Origin of the sequence: Methylobacterium hispanicum (genome assembly GCF_022179285.1) — a bacterium.
Taxonomy (GTDB): domain Bacteria; phylum Pseudomonadota; class Alphaproteobacteria; order Rhizobiales; family Beijerinckiaceae; genus Methylobacterium; species Methylobacterium hispanicum.
On record NZ_BPQO01000042.1, the window covers coordinates 19647 to 45411 of the forward strand.

The 25765-nt window shown below is 72.2% G+C and carries 18 protein-coding genes and 1 pseudogene; 13 read left to right on the forward strand and 6 right to left on the reverse strand.

The annotated features are described in order from the left end of the window. Window positions 1-304: 304 nt before the first annotated feature. Genes MFF56_RS29365 through MFF56_RS29375 form a run of 3 tightly spaced genes read left to right on the forward strand, consistent with a single transcriptional unit; the run spans window position 305 to window position 2809 of the window. Window positions 305-1540, forward strand: a complete 1236-nt coding sequence (locus tag MFF56_RS29365; RefSeq protein ID WP_066918543.1) for a divergent polysaccharide deacetylase family protein — start codon at window positions 305-307, stop codon at window positions 1538-1540. Window positions 1541-1593: 53 nt separating this feature from the next. Next, the gene (locus tag MFF56_RS29370; protein WP_238231971.1) at window positions 1594-2136 is read left to right on the forward strand and encodes an RNA pyrophosphohydrolase; all 543 of its coding nucleotides are present in this window, start codon (window positions 1594-1596) and stop codon (window positions 2134-2136) included. 28 nt (window positions 2137-2164) lie between these two features. Further along, complete coding sequence (locus MFF56_RS29375) at window positions 2165-2809, forward strand: DUF2939 domain-containing protein (RefSeq protein WP_066928034.1); 645 nt, start codon at window positions 2165-2167, stop codon at window positions 2807-2809. A 19-nt stretch (window positions 2810-2828) separates the two neighbouring features. On the opposite strand, the gene MFF56_RS29380 is transcribed toward MFF56_RS29375, so the two are convergent. Continuing rightward, on the reverse strand, window positions 2829-3203 hold the full coding sequence (locus MFF56_RS29380; RefSeq protein WP_066928032.1) for a photosystem reaction center subunit H: 375 nt from the start codon (window positions 3201-3203) through the stop codon (window positions 2829-2831). 22 nt (window positions 3204-3225) lie between these two features. Then, window positions 3226-3663: a response regulator gene (locus MFF56_RS29385; protein ID WP_066928030.1), complete on the reverse strand. Its 438-nt coding sequence runs from the start codon at window positions 3661-3663 to the stop codon at window positions 3226-3228. 207 nt (window positions 3664-3870) lie between these two features. On the opposite strand from MFF56_RS29385, the gene MFF56_RS29390 reads away from it, so the two are divergent. From MFF56_RS29390 to MFF56_RS29405, 4 genes are all read left to right on the forward strand, one after another. Then, the gene (locus tag MFF56_RS29390) at window positions 3871-4530 is read left to right on the forward strand and encodes a YoaK family protein (protein WP_066928028.1); all 660 of its coding nucleotides are present in this window, start codon (window positions 3871-3873) and stop codon (window positions 4528-4530) included. Window positions 4531-4541: 11 nt separating this feature from the next. Then, window positions 4542-5546, forward strand: a complete 1005-nt coding sequence (locus tag MFF56_RS29395) for a WD40 repeat domain-containing protein (RefSeq protein ID WP_066928026.1) — start codon at window positions 4542-4544, stop codon at window positions 5544-5546. Window positions 5547-5792: 246 nt separating this feature from the next. Next, window positions 5793-6317 (forward strand): DUF2937 family protein, encoded by a 525-nt coding sequence (locus MFF56_RS29400; RefSeq protein ID WP_238231973.1) that lies wholly within the window; start codon window positions 5793-5795, stop codon window positions 6315-6317. 152 nt (window positions 6318-6469) lie between these two features. Then, on the forward strand, window positions 6470-7708 hold the full coding sequence (locus MFF56_RS29405; RefSeq protein WP_066921011.1) for a peptide ABC transporter permease: 1239 nt from the start codon (window positions 6470-6472) through the stop codon (window positions 7706-7708). On the opposite strand, the gene MFF56_RS29410 is transcribed toward MFF56_RS29405, so the two are convergent. The 3 genes from MFF56_RS29410 to argB are packed head-to-tail and all read right to left on the reverse strand — an operon-like array spanning window position 7705 to window position 9810. Next, the gene (locus MFF56_RS29410; protein WP_066921013.1) at window positions 7705-8133 is read right to left on the reverse strand and encodes a metallopeptidase family protein; all 429 of its coding nucleotides are present in this window, start codon (window positions 8131-8133) and stop codon (window positions 7705-7707) included. The two genes, MFF56_RS29405 and MFF56_RS29410, sit on opposite strands and share 4 nt — an antisense overlap. Beyond that, complete coding sequence (locus tag MFF56_RS29415; protein ID WP_066921015.1) at window positions 8130-8861, reverse strand: pyrimidine 5'-nucleotidase; 732 nt, start codon at window positions 8859-8861, stop codon at window positions 8130-8132. Before MFF56_RS29415 ends, MFF56_RS29410 begins: the two co-directional genes overlap by 4 nt. A 55-nt stretch (window positions 8862-8916) precedes the next feature. Beyond that, a complete protein-coding gene (gene argB, locus MFF56_RS29420; RefSeq protein ID WP_066921017.1) occupies window positions 8917-9810 on the reverse strand; it encodes an acetylglutamate kinase in 894 nt (297 codons plus the stop codon). 263 nt (window positions 9811-10073) lie between these two features. Here argB and MFF56_RS29425 point away from each other — a divergent pair, with 263 nt between their 5' ends. The 6 genes from MFF56_RS29425 (at window position 10074) to MFF56_RS29450 (ending at window position 25535) form a co-directional block, all read left to right on the forward strand. After that, window positions 10074-11393: a UDP-glucose dehydrogenase family protein gene (locus tag MFF56_RS29425; RefSeq protein ID WP_066921019.1), complete on the forward strand. Its 1320-nt coding sequence runs from the start codon at window positions 10074-10076 to the stop codon at window positions 11391-11393. Window positions 11394-11852: 459 nt separating this feature from the next. Beyond that, window positions 11853-19283, forward strand: coding sequence for a type I polyketide synthase (locus tag MFF56_RS29430; protein ID WP_197430526.1), 7431 nt, complete (start codon window positions 11853-11855; stop codon window positions 19281-19283). After that, on the forward strand, window positions 19280-20644 hold the full coding sequence (locus tag MFF56_RS29435) for an aminotransferase class I/II-fold pyridoxal phosphate-dependent enzyme (RefSeq protein WP_066921023.1): 1365 nt from the start codon (window positions 19280-19282) through the stop codon (window positions 20642-20644). The genes MFF56_RS29430 and MFF56_RS29435 overlap by 4 nt, the downstream gene beginning before the upstream one ends. 768 nt (window positions 20645-21412) lie before the next feature. After that, window positions 21413-23557 (forward strand): sodium-translocating pyrophosphatase, encoded by a 2145-nt coding sequence (locus MFF56_RS29440; RefSeq protein ID WP_066924241.1) that lies wholly within the window; start codon window positions 21413-21415, stop codon window positions 23555-23557. Window positions 23558-23694: 137 nt separating this feature from the next. After that, window positions 23695-24783 carry an alkene reductase gene (locus MFF56_RS29445; protein WP_066924239.1) on the forward strand — a complete coding sequence of 363 codons (1089 nt, stop codon included), beginning with the start codon at window positions 23695-23697 and terminating at the stop codon, window positions 24781-24783. Window positions 24784-24857: 74 nt separating this feature from the next. Beyond that, a complete protein-coding gene (locus MFF56_RS29450; protein ID WP_066924237.1) occupies window positions 24858-25535 on the forward strand; it encodes an HAD hydrolase-like protein in 678 nt (225 codons plus the stop codon). A 64-nt stretch (window positions 25536-25599) separates the two neighbouring features. Here the strand turns inward: MFF56_RS29450 and MFF56_RS29455 are convergent. Then, window positions 25600-25765: pseudogene (locus tag MFF56_RS29455) on the reverse strand (polysaccharide biosynthesis/export family protein); the annotation flags it as partial.

The following is a 25765-nucleotide window of genomic DNA, read 5'->3' on the forward strand; positions in this document are numbered from 1 at the left end:
CGGGTAAGACGAGGAGCCCCGTCCGGCGCGAGCCGGGCGGGGTTTTTTCGTCGTCGCGCGCTCTCCCTCCCCCGCAGAGGGGGGAGGGAGAGCGCGGAGGGTACCGGAACGCGTTGTGTGACTCCGGTAACCTCCGCGGGGGCGGGAGATGCGGCGCGCTTCGGGCCGACGCCCCGCGGTGCCCCCTCGATCGACACGCATGCTCGGGTCGACGCGTTGAGAGAAAATTAACCCTGCGGGCCGGCAATACGGGGGTAGCCCGCCCGCGCCTCGCGGAGTCGGCGCGGCCCCTGTCGAGACGCCGGTGAGCGAGACCTCCGACGATATCCTGACGCGTCCCCTCGGGATGGCCGAGCCGAAGAGCCGGGCCGAGCGGATCCGCGCCCGGCTGCGCGGGCCGCTCAGGGCGCGCACGGTCCTCGGCGGCGGCGCGGCGGTATTGGCGCTCGGCGCGGGCGCGCTCGTCGCCTTCGGCGACCCGCAGGGGGGTGAGCCGAGGGTCACCGTGGCGATCACCCTGCGCGAGCCGGCTCCCGCCCCGCAGGTGGCGCAAGCTCCGGCCGCTGCGCTCGCACCGGAGCCGGACACCCCACCGCCGCGGGCGCAGCGGAGCGCCGAGGAGGTCGAATCGGCCTCGGGCGTCACCGTGGTTCGGCCGAGCGGCACGGGGGCGCCGAGCGAGGCGGTGGTGATCCGCGTGCCCGCGCCCGTCGCCCAGCTCGCGCCCGCGCCCGATCCGCGCCTCACCGACCGCGGGCGGCACGGCGCCTTGCCGAAGCTCGGCGAGGGGCGGCTTCGCGCCCTCGACGTCTACGCGCGGCCCGAGGAGCCGGGCCAGGGGCCCCGCATCGCGATCCTCGTCACGGGTCTCGGCATCGGCCAGGCGGCGACGGCCGCCGCCATCACCAAGCTGCCGCCCGCCGTCAGCCTCGCCTTCGCGCCCTACGGCGGCGAGGTCGAGCGCGCCGCCGCCCGCGCCCGTGCGGCCGGGCACGAGGTGCTGCTGCAGGCCCCGATGGAGCCCTTCGACTATCCCGACAGCGATCCCGGCCCCCAGACCCTGCTCACCGCCCTCAAGGGCGCCGAGAACGCCGACCGCCTCGCCTGGGCGATGAGCCGGTTCGCCGGCTATGTCGGCGTGGTGAACTTCATGGGCGCCAAGCTGATGGGCGACGCCGCCGCCTTCGAGCCGGTGCTGCGCGAGATCGGCGCCCGCGGCCTCGGCTTCGTGGACGACGGCACCGGCGCCCGCCCGGTCGCGCCGGGACTCGCCCAGAAGGCGCGGGCGCCGCTCGCGCGGGCCGACATCGTCCTCGACGCGGTAGCGCGGCCCGATGCGATCGACCGCGAGCTGGCCCGGCTCGAGGCGCAGGCCCGCGCCAAGGGCTTCGTGCTGGCCTCGGCCAGCGCCCTGCCCGTCACGATCGAGCGCATCGCCCGCTGGACACGCGACCTCGAGGCCCGCGGCCTGCGCCTCGTGCCGGTGAGCGCGGCCCTGCGGAACCAGTCGGCGGACAGCCGCGTCTCGAAGGCGGAGTAGCGCGGCCTCCCGGCCGTTGCGGCCGGTGCCCGCCCTCCCTATGGTCCCGCGCGATGACGAGCGCCCCCCTCCTCGGCCAAGAGGCCCCCCTGCCCTACCGCCCCTGCGTCGGCGTCGCGCTGATTAACCGGGCGGGCGGCGTCTTCGTGGGCCGCCGCAAGGACGCCGACCGGCTCGGGGCCGGCGCCCACGCCTGGCAGATGCCGCAGGGCGGGATCGACGCGGGCGAGGCCGCCGCGGCGGCGGCCGTGCGCGAGCTGCACGAGGAGACGAACGTCTCCCCCGCGCTGATCCGTCCCCTCGGCGAGGTGCCGGACTGGCTCGCCTACGACCTGCCGGCGGACGCCATGAAGCAGGCCTGGCGCGGGCGCTACCGCGGCCAGACCCAGAAGTGGTTCGCCTTCGCGTTCCTCGGCACCGACGAGGCCATCGACGTGGACCATCCGGGCGGCGGCGCGCACAAGGCCGAGTTCGATGCCTGGCGCTGGGCCGCGTTCGAGGAGCTGCCCGGCCTCGTCGTACCCTTCAAGCGCCCGGTCTACGAATCGGTCGTCGCCGCCTTCGCGCCGCTCGCGACCTGGGCGCGGTCGGCTTGAGCGCGGCCAGGCCCGGCTGAGCCGCCCGATGCGCTGGCTCGCCGTCCCCCTCGCGATCGCGCTCGGCTGGATCCTGTTCACGCTGAGCCCGCTCTGGGCGCTCTACGACCTCGCCCAAGCGGTGCGGGCGCGGGACGTCGGCTATGTCGAGAGCCACGTGAACTTCCGGACGCTGCGGCTCTCGCTCGTGCGCCAGACCACCGCCGCCGTGAAGGCCGCCACCGACCAGAACCCGGATCTCGGCCCCCGCGAGCGCCAGCAGCTCGGCGAGGCGGCGACCGGCCTCGCGCTGGCGCTGGCCGAGACGATGGTGACGCCCGCCACCGTGATCGACCTCCTCGACGACGGCTGGCTCGACAAGGTCGAGCAGGGGCGGCCGGCCGCGCCGGCCCGGGCGGGCCTGCGCATCGACCGGGTCGGCGGCCTGGTGCCCTATTACCTCGCCTCGGAGATGCGCGGCTTCCGCACGGTCGTGATCGCGATCCCGCCGGGTCGCCCGCGCCAGGACCAGACCCGCATCCGCATGCGCCTGCGCGGCTGGGCGTGGCGGCTCACCGACATCGAGGTCACGGAGACCCTGCGCCAGCAGATGGCGGCGGGTCTCGCCCGCACGCTCGCCAAGGCCAACCTGCGCGGCCGGGGCGAGCAGCGCGAGGCGCCGGCGCAGCCGTGAGAGCGCGCTGATCCGGCGGTCAGCGCGGCTTCGGGTTCGGCTCGCTCCCGCCGGCGGGGATGCGCGGCTTGCGGGCCTGGACGAGGCTCTCCGCCTTGTCCTCGTCGGTGTCGCCGCCCTGCTCGATCGCGCGCTCGGGATCGGCGGCGAGTTCCGAGACGATCGCCAGCAGGCGCTCGCACTCGGCACTGTACTTGAAGGCGTCGAGCACGATCGCGGCGTCGCGCAGGGTGCGCAGATCCCGCACCGTCTGCTGGTTGGCGTCCTGCTGCAGGTCTCTCTTCCCGGCGAGCTTCTCCTCGATCCGCGCGCCCGTCACGTCGCAGGCGGCCCGTGCCGTGCCGGCCGTGAGGCCGAGCGCGAGGGAGGCGATGAGGAGGCGCGTGCGGATCATGGGTCGTCTCGGGGGTGGCGGGTCAGGCGTGGTGGGGATGGGCGCGGCGCAGGAGGTCGTTGGTCAGCGCCACGAGCTGGCTCGGCCGGTAGGGCTTCGGCACGAAGACGGATTCGGAGACCTGCTCGCTGGCGGGCAGGCCCGCGCGGCCGCCCGAGGTGTAGACCACCGGCAGGTCCGGGCACTGGCATCGCGCGTGCTGGGCGAGTGCGAGGCCGTTCGTGTTGCGGGCGAGGTCGATATCGGTGAAGAGCAGGTCCACGGTCTCGCGGGCAAGAATTTCTTCCGCCTCCCAGGCGTCGGCGGCGGTCAGCACGCGATAGCCCTCGTCGGCCAGCGCCTCGGCGGCGAGTTCGCAGACGAAGGGTTCGTCCTCGACCACGAGCACGGTCGAGGACGCGTGGTCGATCCGGTCGAGGAAGGCGGGCCGTGCGAGCGCGGTGCAGGCGAAGGGGATCATGACGCAACTCCAACTCACCTGGCGCGGGGCTGACGCCCCGGCACCGGATCGTCGGACCAACGGGGCCCTCAGCTCCGGTGTTCGCCGTGATTGGATCGAATTGCTCGGGTTTGGTGAGCGAAGGCTTAACCCTGCCCACCCGCACCTGAACGGAGCGCCCGAACTGGTTAACGAAGTCTTATTGCGAAGCTTTCGGGGACGCGATTCGTGAACAGATCCTGGCAGCTGGGGACCGGCCTCGCGCTCACGGCGCTCGCCGGCTACGTCGACGCGATCGGCTTCGTGCGGCTGGGCGGCCTCTACACCTCGTTCATGAGCGGGAACACGACGCAGCTCTCGGTCTCGCTGGCCAACGGCGCCTTCCGGCACGCGGGCCTTCCCGCGATGCTGGTCTCGGGCTTCCTGTTCGGCGCGACGCTCGGCAGCGGGCTCGCGATCGTGGTGCCGCGGCGCTGGGCCACCGCGGTGGTTCTCGCCTACGAGACGCTGCTGATCCTGGCGGCCCTCTCGCTCGGCCTCGCGACGCCCGAACTCGGCCTCGCCTCGTTCTTCATGGCCATGGCGATGGGCGCGCAGAACGCGGTGCTGTCCCAGGTGAAGGGGTTTCGCGCCGGCACCACCTTCGTGACGGGGGCCCTGTTCGCGCTCGCGCAGAAGATCGCCGAGGCGCTGACCCGCACCGGGCCGCCTCTGGGCTGGATCGGCGACGCGACGGTCTGGGGGGCGCTGCTCGTGGGCGCGCTGGTCGGCACGCTGGCCTACGGCACCTACGAGCTCTACGCCTTGCTGGTGCCCGCCCTGGTCGGGGGGACTTTCGCGGTGATCGCCGCCGTCCTATCCGCTCGATCGGTCACCGCCGTACCCTGAAGGACCCGCGCATGAGTACTTCCGCCTCCCTGACGAGCCACGTCGCCCCGGTCGAGGCCGGCGCGCACGTGACGGCGGCGCACTGGCTCGGCGATACGCTGGCGCTGGCGCTCGGCGACGGCACGGTGGTGCTGGCCTCAGGGAGCGAGGCGGTGCGGGCGGCGGCCCACCCGGACGGATCCATCCTCGTGGCGGCCGGCGACGGAGCCCGCCTCCTCACCGGCGGCGACGACGGGCGCGTGGTGGCGGTGGCCAAGGACGGCACGCTCACCGAGGCGGCGGTCGCCAGGGGCAATGCCTGGATCGACGCCTTGGCGCTGCATCCGGACGGCGGGCTGGCCTTCTCGGCCGGCCGGCGCGTGGTGGCGCGCGATGCCAAGGGCCGCGAGCGGACCCTGGAGGCGCCCTCGACGGCGCGGGGCCTCGCCTTCGCGCCGAAGGGATACCGGCTGGCGGTGGCGCACTACAACGGTGCCAGCCTCTGGTACCCGAACCTAGAGACCCCGCCGGAGGTGGTCTCGTGGAAGGGCTCGCACATCGACGTGACGTGGTCGCCCGACGGGCGCTTCGTTGTCACGACGATGCAGGAGAACGCCCTGCACGGCTGGCGCCTCCAGCCCGATCCCGGCCACATGCGGATGTCGGGCTACCCCGGCAAGGTGCGCTCGCTCGGCTGGTCGTCGGACGGCAAGTGGCTCGCCACCGGCGGAGCCGAGGCAGCGATCATCTGGCCGTTCGACTCGAAGGAGGGCCCGACCGGCAAGGCCCCGCGCGAGTGCGGCGTGCGCCCGGCCCGGGTCTCGCGGGTGGCCTTCCACCCGAAGGCACCGGTGCTGGCGATCGGCTACGAGGACGGCTGCATCCTGCTCGTGCGCTTCGGCGATGCCGCCGAGCTCCTGGTCCGCCCGGCCGTGAAGGCGAGCGCGATCTCGGCGCTCGCCTGGGACCGCCGCGGCAACCGCCTCGCCTTCGGCTGCGCGGACGGGCAGGCCGGCCTACTGACGCTCCCCGCCTGAGTCCCGGGGATCCCCAAGGGCCTCAGGCCCTTTCGGCGCCTGAAGGCGCTGCAGGCGGGGTCCGGGGCGCGCAGCCCCGGGATTGGCTCTTCGGTCCCGGCTTTGCCGGGGCCGAAGAGCCAAATGCAGGGTTCCACCCTGCACCCGCCAAAGGTCTCGACCTTTGGGATCCAGGACTGGGTGCAGGCCCCTGGTCCCCGGCGGCCCGGCATGCTCTTGTCCCGCGCGCATCATCGGAGGTCGCCCGTGTTCGCCGTGTTCCGCACCCTCGGCCTCGCCCTCGGGCTCCTGGGCGGCGGCGTCGCCGCGCAGGCGCCGGAATTCGCCCAGCAATACGCCCAGCGCCTCGGCGGCGCGGTGGACGAGTTGCGCCGCGAGGTCGCGAGCCTCGATGCGGACGCGCGGGCCACCGGCAACACCCGCGACGGGGCGGTCGATCGCATGCGCGGCAACCCGGACGAACTCGTTGCCCGCCGCGGCGCCGCGGCAGGCGCCACCGTCGCGCGCCTCGCCGCCCTGAGCGCCCAGCAGCAGGCGCTGGCCGAGGCGACGAGCCCCCTCGGGCGCACCTTCGCCATCCTGCGCCAGCCGGATGTCGGGCTGGTGCGGGCCACGCTGACGGACTACCAGCCGGCGGTCCCCACCACCGCCGACGGGCTCGTGGCCGGGCTGCTCGGCTTCCTGGCGGCCTGGGGCGGCTGGCGGGTGATGTCGGATCTCGGCCGCCGCGCGGTACGGCGCCGGCCGCGGGCCGAGACGACGACCGCCTGACGGCAGCGTATCCCGGGCCGCATCCTGGGGCGCATCCCGGGCACGGTGTGTCCGGGCATCTACAGCCGCTTGCCCGCGCGGTGCACTAGGGAGAAGGCACGAAACCGTGCGGGCCTCCGCCCGCGCCGGATCCGTGCTCAGAGTCGCAACCCATGGCGCGTTCACCGACCCCGACCATCGATCCGGCCCTCGATGCCGCGGCCCTGCTCCGGCGCGTCGGCTTCTTCGGACTGTTCGTCGTGGTGCCGGTGGTGTCGCAGGTGGCGCGCCGCGCCTCCGTGATCCTGGCGCCGATCGCCGTCGTGCTCCTCGTCATCGCCAGCGCCATCGACGGGCGCCAGCGCCGCCTCGGACCGCTCGGGCTGCGCCTGCTCGGCTCGCCGGCCTTCCTGGCCGGCATGCTGGTGGTGCTCTGGTCCGCCCTGTCGCTCGCCTGGACGCCGTTCCTGGGCGCCGCCGCCGAGCGGCTGGCCAACCTCGTCGCGGTGATCCTGCTGACGCTGATGGGCTATCTCTCGCTGCCCGACCGGATGCGCTCGGCCAACCTCTACCTGCTGCCGCTCGGCGTCACCGTCGCGGCCCTGGTGGCGGTGCTGCTCGGCCTGTTCGGCGAGCAGCTGATGCGCGGCAGCGCGGAGGACGACGGCGCCCTCAGCCGCGGCCTGACGCTGCTCGCCCTGCTGGTCTGGCCGGCCGTGGCGTGGCTGCGCTCGCGCCGCCGCGACCGCGAGGCGTTGGCGATCGCGCTCGCCGTGGCCGCCGCGCTGGCGATCTCGCCGAACCTCACGCAGATCGTGGCCCTCGTGGTCGGCGCGCTGGCCTTCGCGGTGACGAGCTGGCGGCCGCGCCTCGGCGTGCTGCTGACGGCGGGCATCAGCGCGGGCCTCCTCGCGGCGGCCCCGCTGCTGCCCTTCCTCGCCCGGCCGGTCGGCGCGGCCCTGTTCGGGCCGCTGGCGCCCGGCGTGCTGTCGCTGAAGAGCTGGCAGAAGGTCGTCACCTCGGAGCCGCTCCGCCTCATCACCGGCCACGGCTTCGAGACGGCGCTGCGCGGCCGCTTCGCCGGGCTGGTGCCGATGAACGCGCCGACGACGGCGCTGTTCGAGTTCTGGTACGAACTCGGCGTGGTCGGCTCGCTCGCCGCCGCCTTCGCCCTCTACGCCTCGATCCGGCGGGCGGGGCGCGACAACCCGCTCCTGGTGCCGGGCGCGATGGCGGCCTTCGCCAGCGCCTTCACCATCGCGTGCATCGGCGTCGGCCTCACCGTAGTCTGGTGGCTCACCGCGATCGCGCTGACCATCCTCGTCTTCGTGGCGATCGAGCGCGGCCAGTTCCGCACCAGCCGCCCGAAGATCAGCCGCCTGCGGCGCATCCGGGACGGGGACGCGGGCTAGGCGATCTCCGCCGCCGCCTCGATCCGGGCCATGTCGTCGTCCGAGAGGCCGAAATGGTGGCCGATCTCGTGAATCAGCACGTGGGCGACGAGGTGGCCCAGCGTCTCGTCGTGCTCGGCCCAGTAGTCGAGCAGCGGTCGGCGGTAGAGCCAGACCGCGTTCGGCATCTGACCGGTGACCATCTCGCCCGCCTGCGCCAGCCCGACGCCGCGGAACAGGCCGAGCAGGTCGAACTCGCTCTCGCACGCCATCTCGGCCAGCGTCTCTTCGTCGGGGAAATCGTCCACGACGATGCGCACGCCCGCACACAGCGCGCGGAACGCCTCCGGCAGGCCCGCGAAGGCGGCGTCGGCCAGCGCCTCGATCTGGGCGAGGCTCGGCGCCTTGGCGGCGGCGAGCGCGGCGGTGTCGGGCTGGCCGCTCACGGGGTTGTCGCCGGGATCACGCAGCCCTCCAGGAAACCCGCGAGGTCGTCGGTGATGTGGTCGATATGCGGCTCCTGCACCGCCGCCTGCTCGAAGGCCTCGCGATAGGGATCGGCGATCTTGGGCACCACCAGCACCGTCGCCATGCCGAGATCGTGCGGCACCACGAGGTTGCGGGCGATGTCCTCGAAGAGCGCCGCGCGCGTCGGGTCGATGCCGTGCCGGTCGAGGAAGCGCTCGTAGGTCGAGCGCTCGGGCTTGGGCACGAAATCGGCCGCCGCGATGTCGAACACGTCCTCGAAATGCTCGAGGATGCCGAGCTTCTCGGCCACCCGCTCGGCGTGGCGGCGCGAGCCGTTGGTGAGGATGAGCTTGCGGCCCGGCAGCCGCTCGATCGCGTCGCCGAGCGCGGCGTCGAGCCGGATCGTCGAGTGGTCGATGTCGTGGGCGAAGTCGAGGAAGTCGTGCGGATCGACGCCCTCCTCGACCATCAGCGCCTTCAGGGTGGTGCCGTAGCGGTGGTAGAAGTGCTTCTGCAGGGCACGCGCCGAGAGGCCGTCGAGCCCATAGAGGCGCATCACGTAGAGCGTGATGCGCTCGTCCACCTGCGGCCACACCATCGCGTCGCTGGGGTAGAGCGTGTTGTCGAGGTCGAACACCCAGGTATCGACGCGGTCGAAACCGCGGGCATCGGGTGTCGTGAGGCGACAGGCTTCGGGCAGGTACACGAGGCTCTCGACGGCGCAAGGGGGCGACCGGGCGTGCCCGGCCGCGGGAGCAGGATCAGGCCCTGCGGATCAGGGTGCCGGCACCGTAATCGGTGAACAGCTCCAGCAGCACCGCATGGTTGACCTTGCCGTTGAGGATGACCACCGCCTCGACGCCCTGATCGATCGCGTAGATGCAGGTCTCGATCTTCGGGATCATGCCGCCCGTGATCGTGCCGTCCGCGATCAGCCGCCGGCAATCCTCGACGGTGAGTTCCGGGATCAGGTTCTTGTCCTTGTCGAGCACCCCCGGCACGTCGGTGAGCAGCAGGAGGCGCTTGGCGCGCAGCGCCCCCGCGATGGCGCCCGCGAAGGTGTCGGCGTTGACGTTGTAGGTCTGCCCGTCCGCCCCGTAGGCGACGGGGGCGAGCACCGGGATCAGCTCGGCCTTCAGCACCGCGTCGAGCACGCCGCGCTCGACGTGCTCCGGCTCGCCGACGAGGCCGAGATCGACCACCTGCTCGACCATGCTGTCGGGGTCGCGCACGGTCTTGGTCGCGCGCTTGGCCCGGACCATGTTGCCGTCCTTGCCGCACAGGCCGATCGCCCGGCCGCCCTCGGCCGAGATCCAGCCGACGATCTGCTTGTTGATCGAGCCGGCGAGCACCATCTCGACCACCTCGACGGTCGGCTCGTCGGTGACGCGCAGGCCGCCGCGGAACTCCGACTGGATGCCGAGCCGGTCGAGCATCCGGCCGATCTGCGGACCGCCGCCGTGGACCACGATCGGCTTGAGGCCGGACTGCTCCAGCAGCACCACGTCCTCGGCGAAATCCTCCGCCGCCGCCCGGTCGCCCATGGCGTGGCCGCCGTACTTGATCACCACGATCTCCTGATCGTAGCGCTGCATGTGGGGCAGCGCCTGGGCCAGGACCTCGGCACGGACGTGCACGTTGGGCAGTTCGGTCATCGCATTCCCTCGCGCCCGGTCGGCACCCCGAGCGGGCGGACTTCTAGCGGAAGTGTCGGCGCCTGCGAAGCCGCGGGCGCCCGCCCGTCATAGGCGCGCTCCTTGATCACTTCATGATGGTCCATCCGGCCGGGGCTGGCACCCGGACGGAACATCCGGCAAAAGCTGGGCCATTCGGGGCCGTCGCCTCAATCTCACCGCGAATCCGGGCGAGGGGCGGGGCCGGGCCGCCGGGGCTCCCCGGAACACAGGAAAAGGCGTCCATGCGCATCGCGATGATCGGGTCCGGCTATGTGGGCCTCGTCTCGGGCACCTGCTTCGCGGATTTCGGCCATCAGGTCGTCTGCGTGGACAAGGATCCGGCCAAGATCGCGGCGCTCAACGCCGGGCGCATGCCGATCTACGAGCCCGGCCTCGACGCGCTGGTGGCCGAGAACGTCGAGCAGGGCCGCCTCAGCTTCACCACCGAGCTGAAGCCCGCGGTCGCCGAGGCCGACGCCGTGTTCATCGCGGTCGGCACGCCGTCGCGCCGCGGCGACGGCTTCGCCGACCTCTCCTTCGTGTTCGCGGCAGCCCGCGAGATCGCCGAGGCGGTGAACGGGTTCACGGTCGTCGTCACCAAGTCCACCGTGCCGGTCGGCACCGGCGACGAGGTCGAGCGCATCATCCGGGAGATCCGCCCCGACGCCGAGGTCGCGGTCGCCTCCAATCCCGAGTTCCTGCGCGAGGGCGCGGCGATCGGCGACTTCAAGCGGCCCGACCGCATCGTGGTCGGCGCCGAGGACCCGCGCGCCGAGGAGGTGCTCCGGGAGATCTACCGCCCGCTCTTCCTCAACCAGGCGCCGATCCTCGTCACCGGCCGGCGCACGGCGGAGCTGACCAAGTACGCCGCCAACGCGTTCCTGGCCACCAAGATCACCTTCATCAACGAGATCGCCGACCTCTGCGAGCAGGTCGGCGCCGACGTGCAGCAGGTCGCCCGCGGCATCGGGCTCGACAACCGCATCGGCGCGAAGTTCCTGCACGCGGGCCCCGGCTACGGCGGCTCCTGCTTCCCGAAGGACACGCTGGCGCTGGTCAAGACCGCGCAGGACGCGGGCACCCCGGTGCGGCTCGTCGAGACGGTGGTCGCCGTCAACGACAGCCGCAAGCGCGCCATGGCCCGCAAGGTGGTGCAGGCCTGCGGCGGCTCGGTGCGCGGCAAGACGGTGGCGGTGCTCGGCCTGACCTTCAAACCGAACACCGACGACATGCGCGACGCGCCCTCGCTCTCGATCATCACCGGCCTGCAGGACGCGGGCGCCCGGGTGCGCGCCTACGATCCGGAGGGCATGGAGGCCGCCAAGCCCCTGCTCGGCGAGGTCGCGTATGCCCGCGACGCCTACGACTGCGCCGAGGGCGCCGACGCCCTGGTGATCGTGACCGAGTGGAACGCCTTCCGGGCGCTCGATCTCGCCCGCCTCGGACAGGCCATGGCGGGCCGCGTCCTCGTCGATCTGCGCAACGTGTACGATCAGGCGAGTGTGCAGCGGCACGGCTTTCGCTACGTCAGCGTCGGCCGTCCAGGCGACGCGGAGGCCTGAGCCGCGCGCCCATGCCGTGGCGGCATGGCGACAATACCGGAGCGGGACTGTTCCGGAACGCGATTGCTTCCACCACCGGGGTCGGTGGTCGATGCAGCGTGAGCGCAGCGAGACCGTCTGTCCCGCCGCGGATGTCGTCGGATTCGCGCAAGTCGTGCCCCGGCCGCGAACGAACATCCATTCGACGGACGGCGGGCAAAGCGGCCGAATTAAGGCAACGATCCTGCGGCACCGCAACAAACGGAATCGTCGGACTGCACTTTGTCAATGCGGCAGGTCCAGCAGGCCTGAATCGACGTTGATGAATACATGCCACAGCCCGATGCATTCGGGCAACAGCCCACATCGTCCCAGCTCTCGCCGGTTTGCCTCCGCATTGGAGCCATACTAAGGGATCAAGGGAATGCCCCGTGGCCGGCGGACGAATCGGCTCCCGTAACGAGCGTGTGCGAACCGAACGTGACTCAACGTACAGATATCGCCATCGTCGGTCGTGCCTGCCGCCTGCCCGGCGCTTCGAGCGTCGATGGCCTCTGGCAGCTTCTGACCGAGCCGCGCTGCGCGGTGAGCCGCGTCCCCGATGATCGCTGGTCGCTGGACCGCTTCGGCCACCCGCGCGCGCAGGAGCGCGGCAAGAGCTACACCTGGGCGGCGGGCGTGCTGGACGACGTCTGGTCGTTCGACCCGGCGGTGTTCGGCATCTCGCCGCGCGAGGCCGAGCAGATGGACCCGCAGCAGCGCCTGCTGCTGGAGCTGACCTGGGAAGCCCTGGAGGATGCGGGGCTTCGTCCCTCCGCGGTCGCCGGCTCGCAGATCGGCGTGTTCGTCGGCGCCTCCTCGCTCGATTACGGCAACCTGCGCATCCTCGACGCCTCGTCGGGCGACGCCTACGCGGCCACCGGCAACACGCTCTCGATCCTCTCCAACCGCATCTCCTACATCTTCGACCTGAAGGGTCCGAGCTTCACGGTCGACACCGCCTGCTCGTCCTCGCTGGTCGCGCTCGACAACGCCGTGCAGGCGATCCAGTCCGGCCGCATCGACACGGCGGTGGTCGCGGGCGTGAACGTGCTCGCGAGCCCGTTCAACTTCATCTGCTTCTCGAACGCGCAGATGCTCTCGCGCACCGGCCTGTGCCAGGCCTTCTCGGCCAACGCCGACGGCTACGTGCGCTCGGAGGGCGGCGTCGTCCTCGTGCTGCAATCGGCCGAGGCCGCCATGCGGGCGGACGCCACCGTGCGCGGCCGCATCGTCGCCTCGGGCGTCAACTCGGACGGGCGCACCACCGGCATCTCGCTGCCCTCCGGCTACGCGCAGGGCGCGCTGCTCGAGAAGGTCTACCGCGAGGCCGAGATCGACCTCGACCGGATCGCCTTCGTGGAGGCGCACGGCACCGGCACCCCGGTCGGCGACCCGATCGAGGCCTCGGCCATCGGGACGAAGCTCGGCCGCCTGCGCAAGGCGCCGCTGCCGATCGGCTCGATCAAGACCAATATCGGCCACACCGAGCCGACCTCGGGCCTCGCCGGCCTGCTCAAGGCCAGCCTCGCGCTCGAGCACGACCTCGTCCCGGCCTCGCTCCACTCCGCCGAGCTCAACCCCGACATCCCGTTCGGCGAGCTGAACCTCGACGTGGTGCGGCAGGCCCGCCCGATCGCGCGGGGCACGGCGGAGCGCTTCGCGGGCGTCAACTCCTTCGGCTTCGGCGGCACCAACGCCCACGTCGTCCTCAGCGACGCGGAGCCGACCGCCCGCGTCGCGATGGCGGGTCCAGCGAGCGAGGGGCCCGAAGTGCTGCTGCTCTCGGCCCAGAGCCGCGCGGCGCTCAACGACCTCGCGCTCGACTACGCCGAGCGCTTCGAGCGGGCCGACGCCGCCGAGGCCAAGCGGATCGCGGCCGGCGCCGCCCACCGCCGCGAGCGCCTGAACGCGCGCCTCGCGATCCCGCTCGACGGTAAGACCGATGTGGCTGCGACCCTGCGCGCGGTCGGCGAGGGCGAGGACAATGCGGATGCCGTGACCGGCACGGCGATCGACCGCGCCGCCGAGGTCGCCTTCATCTATTCCGGCAACGGCAGCCAGTGGGCCGGCATGGGCCGCGAGGCCTACGCCGAGAACGCCGTGTTCCGCGCCGCTTTCGACCGTATCGACGCGCTGTTCCAGCCCTACGCCAAGTGGTCGCTGAAGGAGGCGCTCGAGGCCGAGGACCTCGACAAGCGCCTCGCGCTCACCAGCGTCTCGCAGCCGCTGATCTTCGCGATCCAGAGCGCCTCGACCACGGCGCTGCGCGCCCGCGGCCTGAACCCGGCCTACGTGCTCGGCCACAGCGTCGGCGAGATCGCGGCCGCCGAGGCCGCCGGCATCCTCAGCCTCGAACAGGCCGTGCGGGTGATCTTCTACCGCAGCCACCACCAGGAGACGACGCGCGGCCAGGGCACCATGGCGGTGCTCCTGATGCCCGTCGAGGAGGTGCCGGGCGCGCTCAAGGAGTTCCCCACCCTCGACATCGCCGCCTACAACAGCCCGAAGGCCGTGACCGTCGCGGGGCCCGTGGCCGATATCGACGCGGCGCTGAAGGCGCTCTCGCGCAAGCGCCGCCGCGGGCGCAAGCTCGACCTCGACTACCCCTTCCACGGCCGGATCATGGATCCGACCGAGAAGCCGCTGCTGCGTGACCTCGCCGGCCTGAAGCCCTCGGCCGGCACCACCCGCATGGTCTCGACCGTCACCGGCAAGATCCTCTCGGGCGAGGAATTCGGCGCGACCTACTGGTGGCGCAACATCCGCGAGCCGGTCCGCTTCTGCGACGCGGTGCAGGAGGCGACCCGCCAGGGCGCCCGCATCTTCGTCGAGGTGGGCCCGCGCGCGACCCTGATGTCCCACGTCGGCGACGCGATCGAGCCGCTCGGCATCGACAACGCCGTCGTCGGCGTGATGCACCGCAAGGAAGCCGGCGGCGATCCGATCGCCAAGGCGGTCAGCGCCGCCCTGGTCCAGGGCGCGGCCGTGGACGAGGCCCTGCTGTTCGGCGCGGCGCCCAAGGGCGCGATCGGCCTGCCGACCTATCCCTGGCAGCGCCGCTCCTTCCGGCTGGCCGAGACCACCGAGAGCGTCGGCGCGACCTCGGCGCGGCACTACCACCCGCTGATCGGCTCGCGCACCACGCCCGACGGACTTGAGTGGAACGGCTTCGTGGACACCGTCACGGTGCCCGAACTCGACGACCACCGCATCGAGGGCCAGGCGATCATGCCGGGCGCCGGCTTCGTCGAGATGGCGCTCGCCTGCGCCCGCGAGGCCCTGCGCAGCGACGAGATCGTCCTCGCCGACTTCGAGATCCACGCGCCGATGGTCTTCAACGAGGAGGCCCTGCGCGAGGTCGCGGTGCGCCTCTCCGGCTCGGGCAACGGCATCCAGGTGCTGAGCCGCCCGCGCCTCGCCCAGACGCCCTGGCAGCTCCACGCCTCCGCCAAGGTGGTCGAGGGCAACTTCTCGCCGGCCGTCGCTCCCGACGTCGAGATGCCCGAGGACCGCGCGGTCACGGGCGAGGCCCTCTACGCCCAGGCGCTCGCCGCCGGCCTCGGCTTCGGCCCGAGCTTCCGGCAGGTCGCCCTCTCGGCGCGGCTCGACGACGAGACCATCGTCTCCGACCTCGTGCCGGCGGAGGCGGACGCGCGCTACGGCCTCGTGCCGGCCCGCCTCGATGCCTGCTTCCACGGCCTGATCCTGCTCTTCGCGGATCTCCTCGGCGAGAACGCCGGCAAGGCCTACATCCCGGTCCGCTTCGGCGAGATCCGGCTGGTGAAGCCCGGCGCGTCGATCGCCCGCGCGGTGATCCGCACCCGCCGCTGCAACGAGCGCAGCATCCTGGCCGACTTCACCGTGCTCGACGCCGACGGCGCGGTCGTCGCCACCATCCGCGAGGGCCGCTTCCAGGCGCTGCGCGCCAAGGGCGGCGACGATCTGGCCGCCTACGCCATCACCCAGACCACCGAGCTCGCTACCGAGCCGACCGCCGTGCCGATGGACCGGCGCCCGACCATCGCGGCGCGCCTGAAGCCCGCCGTCGATGCCGCGAAGGCCGACGCCGATGCCGGCCTGTCACCGGGCCACCTCCTGCTGGAGGGCTGGGCGACCTCGCTGGCCTACAGGCTGGCGTCAGGTCTCGCCGAGGGTGGCAAGGTCGCGGTGGACGCGCGACGCGTGCCGGCCGAGCTGCGCCCGTGGCTCGTCAACGCGCTGCTGGCGCTCGAGAGCAGCGGGCTCGCCGAGCAGGCGGGTGCTGCCTGGACGCTCAACGACGGCTCGGCGCTGCCCGCCCCCGACGAGATCGTGCGCTGGATCGCGGCCGACCATCCGGAGCTGTCGGCCGAGCTGGTGCTGGTCGCCGATGTCGGCGCGCTGGTCGAGCGGCTGCTCGCGGGCGATCTCACCGACGCCCCGGCCCTGCCGCAGAACGCGCTCGACGCCTTCACCCTGCGCAGCGCCACCGCGCGCCACGCGGCTGACGTGGTCGCCCGCATCGCGGAGGCGGCGCGCGAGCGCCTGCCGAAGGACCGGGCGCTGCGCATCCTGCAGGCCGGCTTCGGCCCGCTCTCGGCCCAGGTCGCGACCTTCGCGGACGAGGTCGAGGCGCGGCTCACCGTGTTCGACACCGACCGGCGTCTGGCCGAGCGCGCCCGCCTCGCCCTGCCGCGCGGCGTCACCGTGATCGAGGCCGCCGAGGAGTTGCCGGCTTCGGGCTTCGACCTCGTCCTGACGAGCGGGGCGCTCCACCGCGGCGCCCGCGAGTTGCCCCGACAGCTCGCCGACGCGCTCGCCACCGGCGGCCTCATGGTCGCGGTGGAGCCGGGAGCGTCGCTGTTCCGCGACCTCGTCTTCGGCCTCACCCCGGGCTGGTTCGAGGCGGGCGTGGGCGATCTCCCCGTCGGCCGCCTCGACGACATCGCGGGCTGGCAGCGGACGCTCAGCGCCACCGGCCTCGTCAGCGTCCAGGCCGAGCGCGCGGCTTCGGCCAACGGCGACGACCTGCTCCTCGTCGCCGAGGCGCCGGCCCGCCCGGCGCCTGCGCCGGCCCAGACCTTCGCCTTCGTGATCGGCTCGGACGACGAGTTCGCTGCCGAGACCGCGTCCTCGCTGGCCACCCTGCTCGTCGCCAGCGGCGTGCACGTCTCGATCATCCTCGATTCCGACGCCTCCCTGATGGAGCTGGAGCGGGAGACCCCCGACACGGTGGTGTTCCTGGCCGGCGCCTTCACCCGCGGCGGCGAGGCGGCCGAGCGCCTGCGCGACCGCTGCCTCAGCCTCAAGCGCTGCATCGAGCATCTGGGCGCCCGCCAGACCCGGCTCTGGGTCGTGGCGCCCGGCGCCACGCGCGAGCGCGGCGGTCAGGCCACCAACGTCGAGGCCGGCGTCTGGGCCTTCTCGCGCACGCTGGCCAACGAGGTGCAGAACCTCGACGTGCGCCGCATCGACCTCGCGCCCGAGATGTCCTCGAAGCGCGCCTCCGAGCGCCTGCGCGACCTCATCCTCTCGGGGACTCCCGAGACCGAGATCGTGCTGGACGAGGACCGCACGCAGGTCGTGCGCTTCCATCCCGGCGCCGCGCGCCGCCGCGCCGCGGATGCCGTGCCGGCCGAGGCCGCGCGCCTCGAGCGCAGCAACACCGGCGGTCTCAACGAGATGGTCTGGGGCCCGGCCGAGCGCCGCAAGCCCGGCCCCGGCGAGGTCGAGATCGCCGTCGAGGCAACCGGCCTCAACTTCCGCGACGTGCTCTGGGCGCTCTCGATGCTCCCGGAGGAGATCCTGGAGGACGGCTTCGCCGGCCCCCGCCTCGGCCTCGAATGCGCCGGCCGCGTCGCGGCTGTCGGTCCGGGCGTCTCGACCTTCAAGGTCGGCGATCCGGTCGTGGCCTTCGCCCAGTCGGGCTTCGCCACGCACATCGTCGTGCCCGACCTCGTGGTGGCGCCCGCCCCCGAGGGGCTCGACCCGATGGCGGCGGCGACCGTGCCGGTGGCCTTCCTCACCGCCTATTACGGCCTCGTCTCGCTGGCCCGCCTGCGCCGCGGCGAGTGGGTGCTGGTCCATGGCGGCGCGGGCGGCGTCGGCCTCGCCGCGCTCCAGATCGCCAAGCTGAAGGGCGCGCGCGTCATCGCGACGGCGGGCTCGCGCGAGAAGCGGGCGCTGGTGAAGGCGCTCGGCGCCGAGCACGTGCTCGATTCGCGCTCGCTCGCCTTCGTGGACGAGATCCGGGCGATCACCGGGTCGGGCGTCGACGTGGTGCTGAACAGCCTGTTCGGCGAGGCGATGGAGCGCTCGCTCAACGCCCTCAAACCCTTCGGCCGCTTCGTGGAGCTGGGCAAGCGCGACTACGTCGCCAACACCCATATCGGCCTGCGCCCGTTCCGCCGGAACCTCTCCTATTTCGGCGTCGATCTCGATCAGGTGCTGCAGCACCAGGGCGAGGACGGGGCGCGCCTCTTCCGCGAGGTGATGGCGCTGTTCGGCGAGGGCGGCCTGAAGCCCCTGCCCTTCCAGCCCTTCACGGCGGAGGAGACGTCGGACGCTTTCCGGCTGATGCAGCAATCCGGCCATATCGGGAAGATCGTCATCAGCCCGCCGAAGCCCGGCCGCGTTCCGGCCGCGCAGCGCTCGAGCTTCGCGATCTCCGAGACGGGCGCACACCTCGTCACCGGCGGCCTCGGCGGCTTCGGCCTGGAGGCGGCGCGCTGGCTCGCGGACCGGGGCGCCAAGCACATCGTGCTCTGCGGCCGCAAGGGTGCTTCGAGCGAGGAGGCGAAGGCGGCGGTCACTGAGCTCGCCGCGCGCGGCATTACGGTCGAGGCGCCTGCGGTGGACATCACCAGCCGCGCCGCGGTCGATCGCCTGATCGCGGGCATCGAGGCCAAGGGCGGCCGGCTCGCGGGCGTGATCCACGCCGCGGCCGTGCTGCAGGACGGCCTGATCGCCAACATCGACGCGGCCAACCTCGACGCGGTGATCGGCCCGAAGGTGATCGGCGCCCAGCACCTCGACGCGGCGACCCGCGACCGTCAGCTCGACTACTTCGTGGTGTTCTCCTCGGCGACCACCTTCATCGGCAACCCGGGCCAGGGCGCGTATGTCGCCGCCAACGGCTTCATGGAGGGGCTCGCCCGCCAGCGCCGCCGCCGGGGGCTGCCGGCGCTCGCGGTCGCCTGGGGCGCCATCGGCGATGTCGGCATGCTCGCCCGCAACAAGGCGGTGATGGAGACGCTGGCTTCCCGCGTCGGCGTCACGCCGATGGAGGCGCGCCGCTGCCTCGACCTGATGGAGGAGGCGCTGCAGGCCCAGGGCCAGAGCCCGGACGAGGCGGTCGTCGCCATCGCGGCGATGCACTGGGGCAAGGCGCGCGAGCGCCTCGCCACCCTCAAGTCGCCGAGCTACAGCGACCTCGGCTCCGACCAGCAGGCGGAGGCCGGCGCGGTCGCGACGATCAACATCGCGGCGCTTCTCAAGGGCGGCGACCTCGACACGGCCCGCAAGACCGTGGCCGACGCGATCGTCGAGGACATCGCCCGCATCCTGCGCCTGCCGAAGGACGACATCAGCCGCGTGCGCCAGCTCTCGGAGATCGGCCTCGACTCGCTGATGGGCGTGGAGCTCGGCGCCAGCCTGCAGGAGCGCTTCGGCCTCGATTCGCCGCCGGCCGGGCTCTCGTCGGGCCTCACCGTCAATGAGCTGTCCGAGACCTTAATTCAGGCGGTTTCGGCGCCCATGGATGAGGCCGCCGGCGTCGCGCTCAGCCTCGCCTCGAAGCATGTCGGCAGCGAGGTCGACGCGACCGCGATCGCGCCCTTCCAGGACCTCGTCGAGCAGAACAGTCGCGAGATCAAAGAGATCCTTCCATGACGAATCCGAAGCCGGACGGGGGGCGCGCCGCTCTGGCAGGTTTTGTGACGAACCGGCTGGGGCGCACGCCGCCCCGGCCGCAGCCGGCCCGGGCCTCCGGGCCCTCTCAGGATCCTGCGATCCTCAGCTTCGAATCGCTGCCGGGCTACCGTGAGCTGAAGCTTCAGCGCTCGGCCGCCGACCTGATCGGGCTCGGCAACCCGTTCTTCCACGTCCACGAGACGAAAGCCGGCGCCACCACGCGCATCGCGGGCCGGCCCTTCGTCAACTTCTCGTCCTACGATTATCTCGGGCTGAACGGACACCCGCGGGTGAGCGCGGCCGCCAAGGCCGCGATCGACGCCTTCGGCACCTCGTCCTCGGCGAGCCGCGTGGTCGCGGGTGAGCGGCCCGGCCACATCAGCCTGGAGAAGGCCCTGGCGGCGCATTACCGGACGGATGCCTGCGTCGCGATGGTGAGCGGGCACGCCACCAACGTCACGACGATCGGTGCGCTCCTCGATGGCGGCGACGTGATCTACCACGACGCGCTCAGCCACAACTCGATCGTCACGGGCGCGCAGCTCTCCGGCGCGCAGCGTCGCAGCTTCGCCCACAACGACCTCGACGCGCTCGAGACCTTGCTGCAGGCCACCCGCCACGAGCACCGCCGGGCGCTCATCGTGGTCGAGGGCCTCTACAGCATGGACGGCGACGCGCCGGACATCGCCGGCCTGATCGCCCTGAAGCAGCGCTACAACGCGTGGCTGATGGTGGACGAGGCCCACGGCCTCGGCGTCCTCGGGCGTACCGGAGCCGGGCTGTTCGAGCATGCCGGGATCGACCCGACCAGCGTCGATATCTGGATGGGCACCTTCTCGAAGACGCTCTCCGGCTGCGGCGGCTACATCTGCGGCCCGGCGGCGCTGATCGAGTACCTGAAGTGCACGGCCGGCGGCTTCGTCTACAGCGTCGGCATGTCGCCCCCGCTCGCGGCGGCGGCGGAGGCCGCGCTCGCCGTGATGCAGGCCGAGCCCGAGCGGGTCGAGCGCCTGCGCCGGAACGGCCGCCTCTTCCTCGACTGCGCCAGGAAGCACGGGCTCGACACCGGCTTCAGCCTGGGGCTCGCGGTGATCCCGGTGATCGTGGGCGATTCGCTGAAATCCGTGACGCTCTCGGACCGTCTCTACAAGCGCGGCATCAACGTGCAGCCGATCATCCACCCGGCCGTGCCGGAGCGGGCCTCGCGGCTGCGCTTCTTCATGACCTCGGAGCACACGGCCGAGCAGATCCGCGACACGGTCGCGGCGGTGGCCGAGGAACTCGCCGCCATCGAGCAGGGCGGCTCGCTGATCGAGCAGCTGCTGGCCAAGCGCGCCTGAACGCAGACCGTCGGCGCGGCCGCGCCGTGGCCGCGCGGTCGTCAGGCGGAGCCGGCTGATCGCCCCGGGATCGCCGACTGCGCTCGGGGTGTCATACCGTTTCCGGTCGATGGGTTCGGTTCGACGCATCGTCCCGGAACTGAGCGCGGGTCCCCTCTCCCAAAGGGAGAGGTCTGCTTTCGCAGAAAGCCGGGTGAGGGGTATGACGCTGCCATACGAGGCGGCGCCCTGAACGCGCGTCGACCGCGTGCTCGGTCCTGACCCGTCATACCCCTCACCCCAACCCTCTCCCTATGGGAGAGGGGGCATGGCGCGGTTCACCTTACAGCGCCGAACCGCTCAACCAAAATCCGTGTCCCCCGAGCGCCGGCCGGTCGTCCGGCCGGGCTCGATCGGCTGCCGCCGAGACCAGACCGGAACCGCGCCGTCCGACGATTCCGGGCCCGACGCGATCGATCTCGCTCACCCGGCAGAGGCCGGCCAGCCCGGCGCTAGTCCGGCCCAGTTCTCGATGAACTCAAGTCATCGCACCGCAAAATCCTGCCCGGCTCTTTACTGCGCCGCAGCAAGATCAGATGTTGCTTGCCCGAAGTCCTGTTTGCTCTGTGCCGCGAAGTTTGGCAAGCATGGCGGGGACGTCTTGGGAAGGAATGCCCGTACTGCAGCGAACGTCACCGAATCACGTCCAGAGCACACGTCCCATGGCCGGATCCGGCCAAGCTCCACGATCACAAGCCCACGCCAGGCATCGAATTCAAGGACGGTAGAATGACACCATTGCTGCTGATCATCCTGGGCGGGCTCTGCGCCGTCGCCTACGGGATCGTCACGATCACCGACGTGTTGAAGCGCGACCCCGGCACCCAGCGGATGCAGGAGATCGCGGGCGCCATCGCGGAGGGCGCCCAGGCCTATCTGCGGCGGCAATACGCGACGATCGGCATCGTCGGCGTCGTCCTCTTCGTGGTGCTGGCCGTCTTTCTCGGGATCAAGGTGGCGGTGGGCTTCCTGATCGGCGCGGTGCTTTCCGGGGTCGCCGGCTTCATCGGCATGAACGTCTCGGTGCGCGCCAACGTCCGCACGGCGCAAGCCGCCTCCACCTCGCTCGGCGGGGGCCTGGAGGTCGCGTTCAAGTCCGGCGCCGTCACCGGCATGCTGGTGGCCGGCCTCGCGCTGCTGGGCGTCGCCCTCTACTACCTCTACCTCACCCGCGGCGCCGGGCTCGCGCCGTCGAGCCGCGAGGTGATCGACGCGCTGGTGGCCCTCGGCTTCGGCGCCTCGCTGATCTCGATCTTCGCGCGGCTGGGCGGCGGCATCTTCACCAAGGGCGCGGATGTCGGCGGCGACCTCGTCGGCAAGGTCGAGGCCGGTATCCCGGAGGACGATCCGCGCAACCCCGCCACCATCGCCGACAACGTGGGCGACAATGTCGGCGACTGCGCCGGCATGGCCGCCGACCTGTTCGAGACCTACGCGGTCACGGTCGTGGCCACCATGGTGCTCGCCGCGATCTTCTTCTCCGGCCCCACGGGGAGCGGGGGCGCGGTGCTCGAATCGATGATGCTCTACCCGCTGGCCATCGGGGCGGCCTGCATCGTCACCTCCATCGCCGGCACCTACGCGGTGCGGCTCGGCGCCAACCAGTCGATCATGGGCGCGCTCTACAAGGGCCTGATCACGGCCGGCGTGCTCTCGGTCGCGGCGATCGCCCTCGTCAACCTCACCCTGCTCGGCGGGTTCTCCACGAGCTTCACCACCTCGACCGGGCAGAGCTTCACCTCGGCCGGCCTGTTCGGCTGCGCGGTGATCGGGCTGGCGATCACCGCGCTGATCGTGGTGATCACCGAGTACTACACCGGCACGAACTTCCGGCCCGTGAAGTCGATCGCCGACGCCTCGGTTACCGGCCACGGCACCAACGTGATCCAGGGTCTGGCGATCTCGCTCGAATCGACGGCGCTGCCGGCGATCGTGATCGTGGCCGGCATCATCGCGACCTACGCGCTCGCCGGCCTCTTCGGCATCGCCATCGCGGTGACCGCGATGCTGGCGCTCGCCGGCTTCGTCGTGGCGCTGGACGCCTTCGGCCCCGTCACCGACAACGCGGGCGGCATCGCCGAGATGGCCGGCCTGCCGCCGGACGTGCGGAAGTCCACGGACGCCCTCGACGCGGTCGGCAACACCACCAAGGCGGTGACCAAGGGCTACGCCATCGGCTCTGCGGGCCTCGGAGCGCTGGTGCTGTTCGCCGCCTACACCTCCGACCTGAACTACTTCATCGCCAACGCCAGCGACACGCAGTACCGCTTCTTCAAGGGCGTCGTCGTCGATTTCTCGCTGTCGAACCCCTACGTCGTGGTCGGCCTGCTGCTCGGCGGCCTGATTCCGTTCCTCTTCGCCGGCATCGCCATGACGGCGGTGGGTCGCGCCGCCGGCGCCGTGGTGGAGGAGGTGCGGCGCCAGTTCCGCGAGAAGCCCGGCATCATGCAGGGGACCGACCGGCCCGATTACGGCCGCGCCGTCGACATGCTGACGCGCGCCGCGATCCGCGAGATGATCGTGCCCTCGCTCCTGCCGGTCCTGACGCCGATCGTTCTGTTCTTCGTGATCCAGCTGATCGCGGGCAAGAGCCAGGCCTTCGCCACGGTGGGCGCCTCGCTGCTCGGCGTGATCATCACCGGCCTCTACGTCGCGGTCTCGATGACGTCCGGCGGCGGCGCCTGGGACAACGCGAAGAAGTACATCGAGGACGGGCACCACGGCGGCAAGGGCTCCGACGCCCACAAGGCGGCGGTGACCGGCGACACGGTCGGCGACCCCTACAAGGACACGGCGGGCCCGGCCGTGAACCCGGCGATCAAGATCACCAACATCATCGCCCTGCTGCTGCTGGCCGTGCTGGCGCACAGCTGAGCCCCGCGACGGACCCGAGAGGCGGGCCGGCCTATCCTTGGCCGGCCCGTCGTGTGTGCGGTGCCGCACTGGCCGGACCGGATCGGCTGCCCATGTGAGCGTGCATCTGCCGATTGCAGCACACACACGGGATTAGAATGCCCTCACTGCTCGACCCGATCCGCATCGGCGCCATCGAGGCGCCGAACCGCATCTTCATGGCCCCGCTCACCCGCGGGCGCGCCGACCGCGCGCATGTCCCCACGCCGATCATGGCCGAGTACTACGCCCAGCGGGCGAGCGCCGGCCTCATCATCTCGGAGGCGACCGGGATCAGCCAGGAGGGCCTCGGCTGGCCCTTCGCGCCGGGCATCTGGTCGGACGCGCAGGCGGAGGCCTGGGAGCCGGTGGTGAAGGCGGTGCACGACCGGGGCGGCCGAATCGTCTGCCAGCTCTGGCACATGGGCCGCCTCGTCCATCCGGACTTCCTCGGCGGCGAGCGGCCCGTCTCGTCCTCCGCCTCCACGGCGCCGGACCAGGCCCACACCTACGCGGGCAAGAAGCCCTACGCGGAGGCGCGGGCGCTGGAGACCGACGAGATCCCGCGCCTGCTCGCCGACTACGAGCGCGCCACCCGCAACGCGCTGGCGGCCGGCTTCGACGGCGTGCAGATCCACGCGGCGAACGGTTACCTCATCGACGAGTTCCTGCGGGACGGGCCGAACCGCCGCACGGACGCCTACGGCGGCCCGATCGAGAACCGGATCCGCCTGTTGCGCGAGGTGACGGAGCGGGTCGCCAAGGTCGCGGGCGCCGACCGCACCGGCGTGCGCCTCTCGCCCAACGGCGAGATCCAGGGCGTCAACGACTCCGAGCCCCACGCCCTGTTCGGCGCGGCCGCCGCCGCGCTCGACGAGATCGGCATCGCCTTCCTGGAGATGCGCGAGCCGGGGCCGAACGGCACCTTCGGCAAGGCCGACGTACCGCCCGTGGCGCCGGTGATCCGCGAGCGCTTCCGCAACCCGCTGATCCTGAACTCCGACTACGACGGACGCAGCGGGCAGGCCACGCTCGATTCGGGCGTGTGCGACGCGATCGCCTTCGGCCGCACCTTCATCGCCAACCCGGACCTGCCCGCGCGTATCGCCGCGGACGCACCGCTCCAGAAGGACGATGCCAAGACCTGGTACAGCCAGGGTCCGGAGGGCTACGTCGACTATCCGACGCTGGCCCAGAAGGCGGCCTGAGGCACGGGTCCAGCTTGGCCGGAGGGGCGGCGCGTGCTTGATGGCGCGCGCCGCTCCCATTCCGGGTCCTCGCCGTGCCACCAAGCCCCGTGCCGCCGCGGGCGCCCCTGCCGGGCCGCTACCGCCTCGTCGTCCTCGATTTCGACGGCACGCTCGCCGACAGCTTCGGCTGGTTCTGCGGCGTCCTCGACGGGGTCGCGGACCGCTACGGCTTCCGGCGGGTCGCGCCCGAGGAGGCCGAGACGCTGCGGGGGATGAGCGCGGCCGCCGTCATGCGCCGTCTCGAGGTGCCGCTCTGGAAGCTGCCGCTGATCAGCCGGCACATGCACGCCCTGATGGCGCGGGACATCGCGGCGATCCGCCCGTTTCCGGGCATCGCGGAGGTTCTGGCCGGGCTCGCCGCCGCCGGTCCGACCCTCGCCCTGCTCAGCTCGAACAGCCGGGCGAACGTCGAGCGGGTGCTGGGCCCGGAGAGCGCGGGCCACGTCGCGCACTGGGCCTGCGGCGCCTCGGTGTTCGGCAAGGCCGCCCGGCTGCGCAGGCTCCTGCGGAGCGCGGGCCTGCCTGCTGCGGATACGCTCTGCATCGGCGACGAGTTGCGGGACCTGGAGGCGGCCCGTGCGGTCGGCTGCGCCTTCGGGGCGGTCGGCTGGGGCTATACCAGACCGGAGGCGCTGCGCGCGGCGGGGCCGGACTTCCTGTTCGAGCGGCCGGACGACATCCGAGCGCTGGAGGCGCCGAGGACCGGCTGAGCGCCGCGTCCCGGCACGGGCGCGAGGGGAACCGTGCCGGAACGCGGACGGGCGTCCACCGCCCCTACTTCGAGTAGGCGTAGACGGCCGCCGCGGATGCGACGGGTCCCGTGACGCTGGAGAAGACGCCGAGGACCTTCTGGAGCTCGGTGTAGGGTGCGTTGGAGACGTAGATCAGGTCGCGGTTGCGCATCCGGAAGGCCTGGGTGGTGAACAGGCTGTTGGGGTCG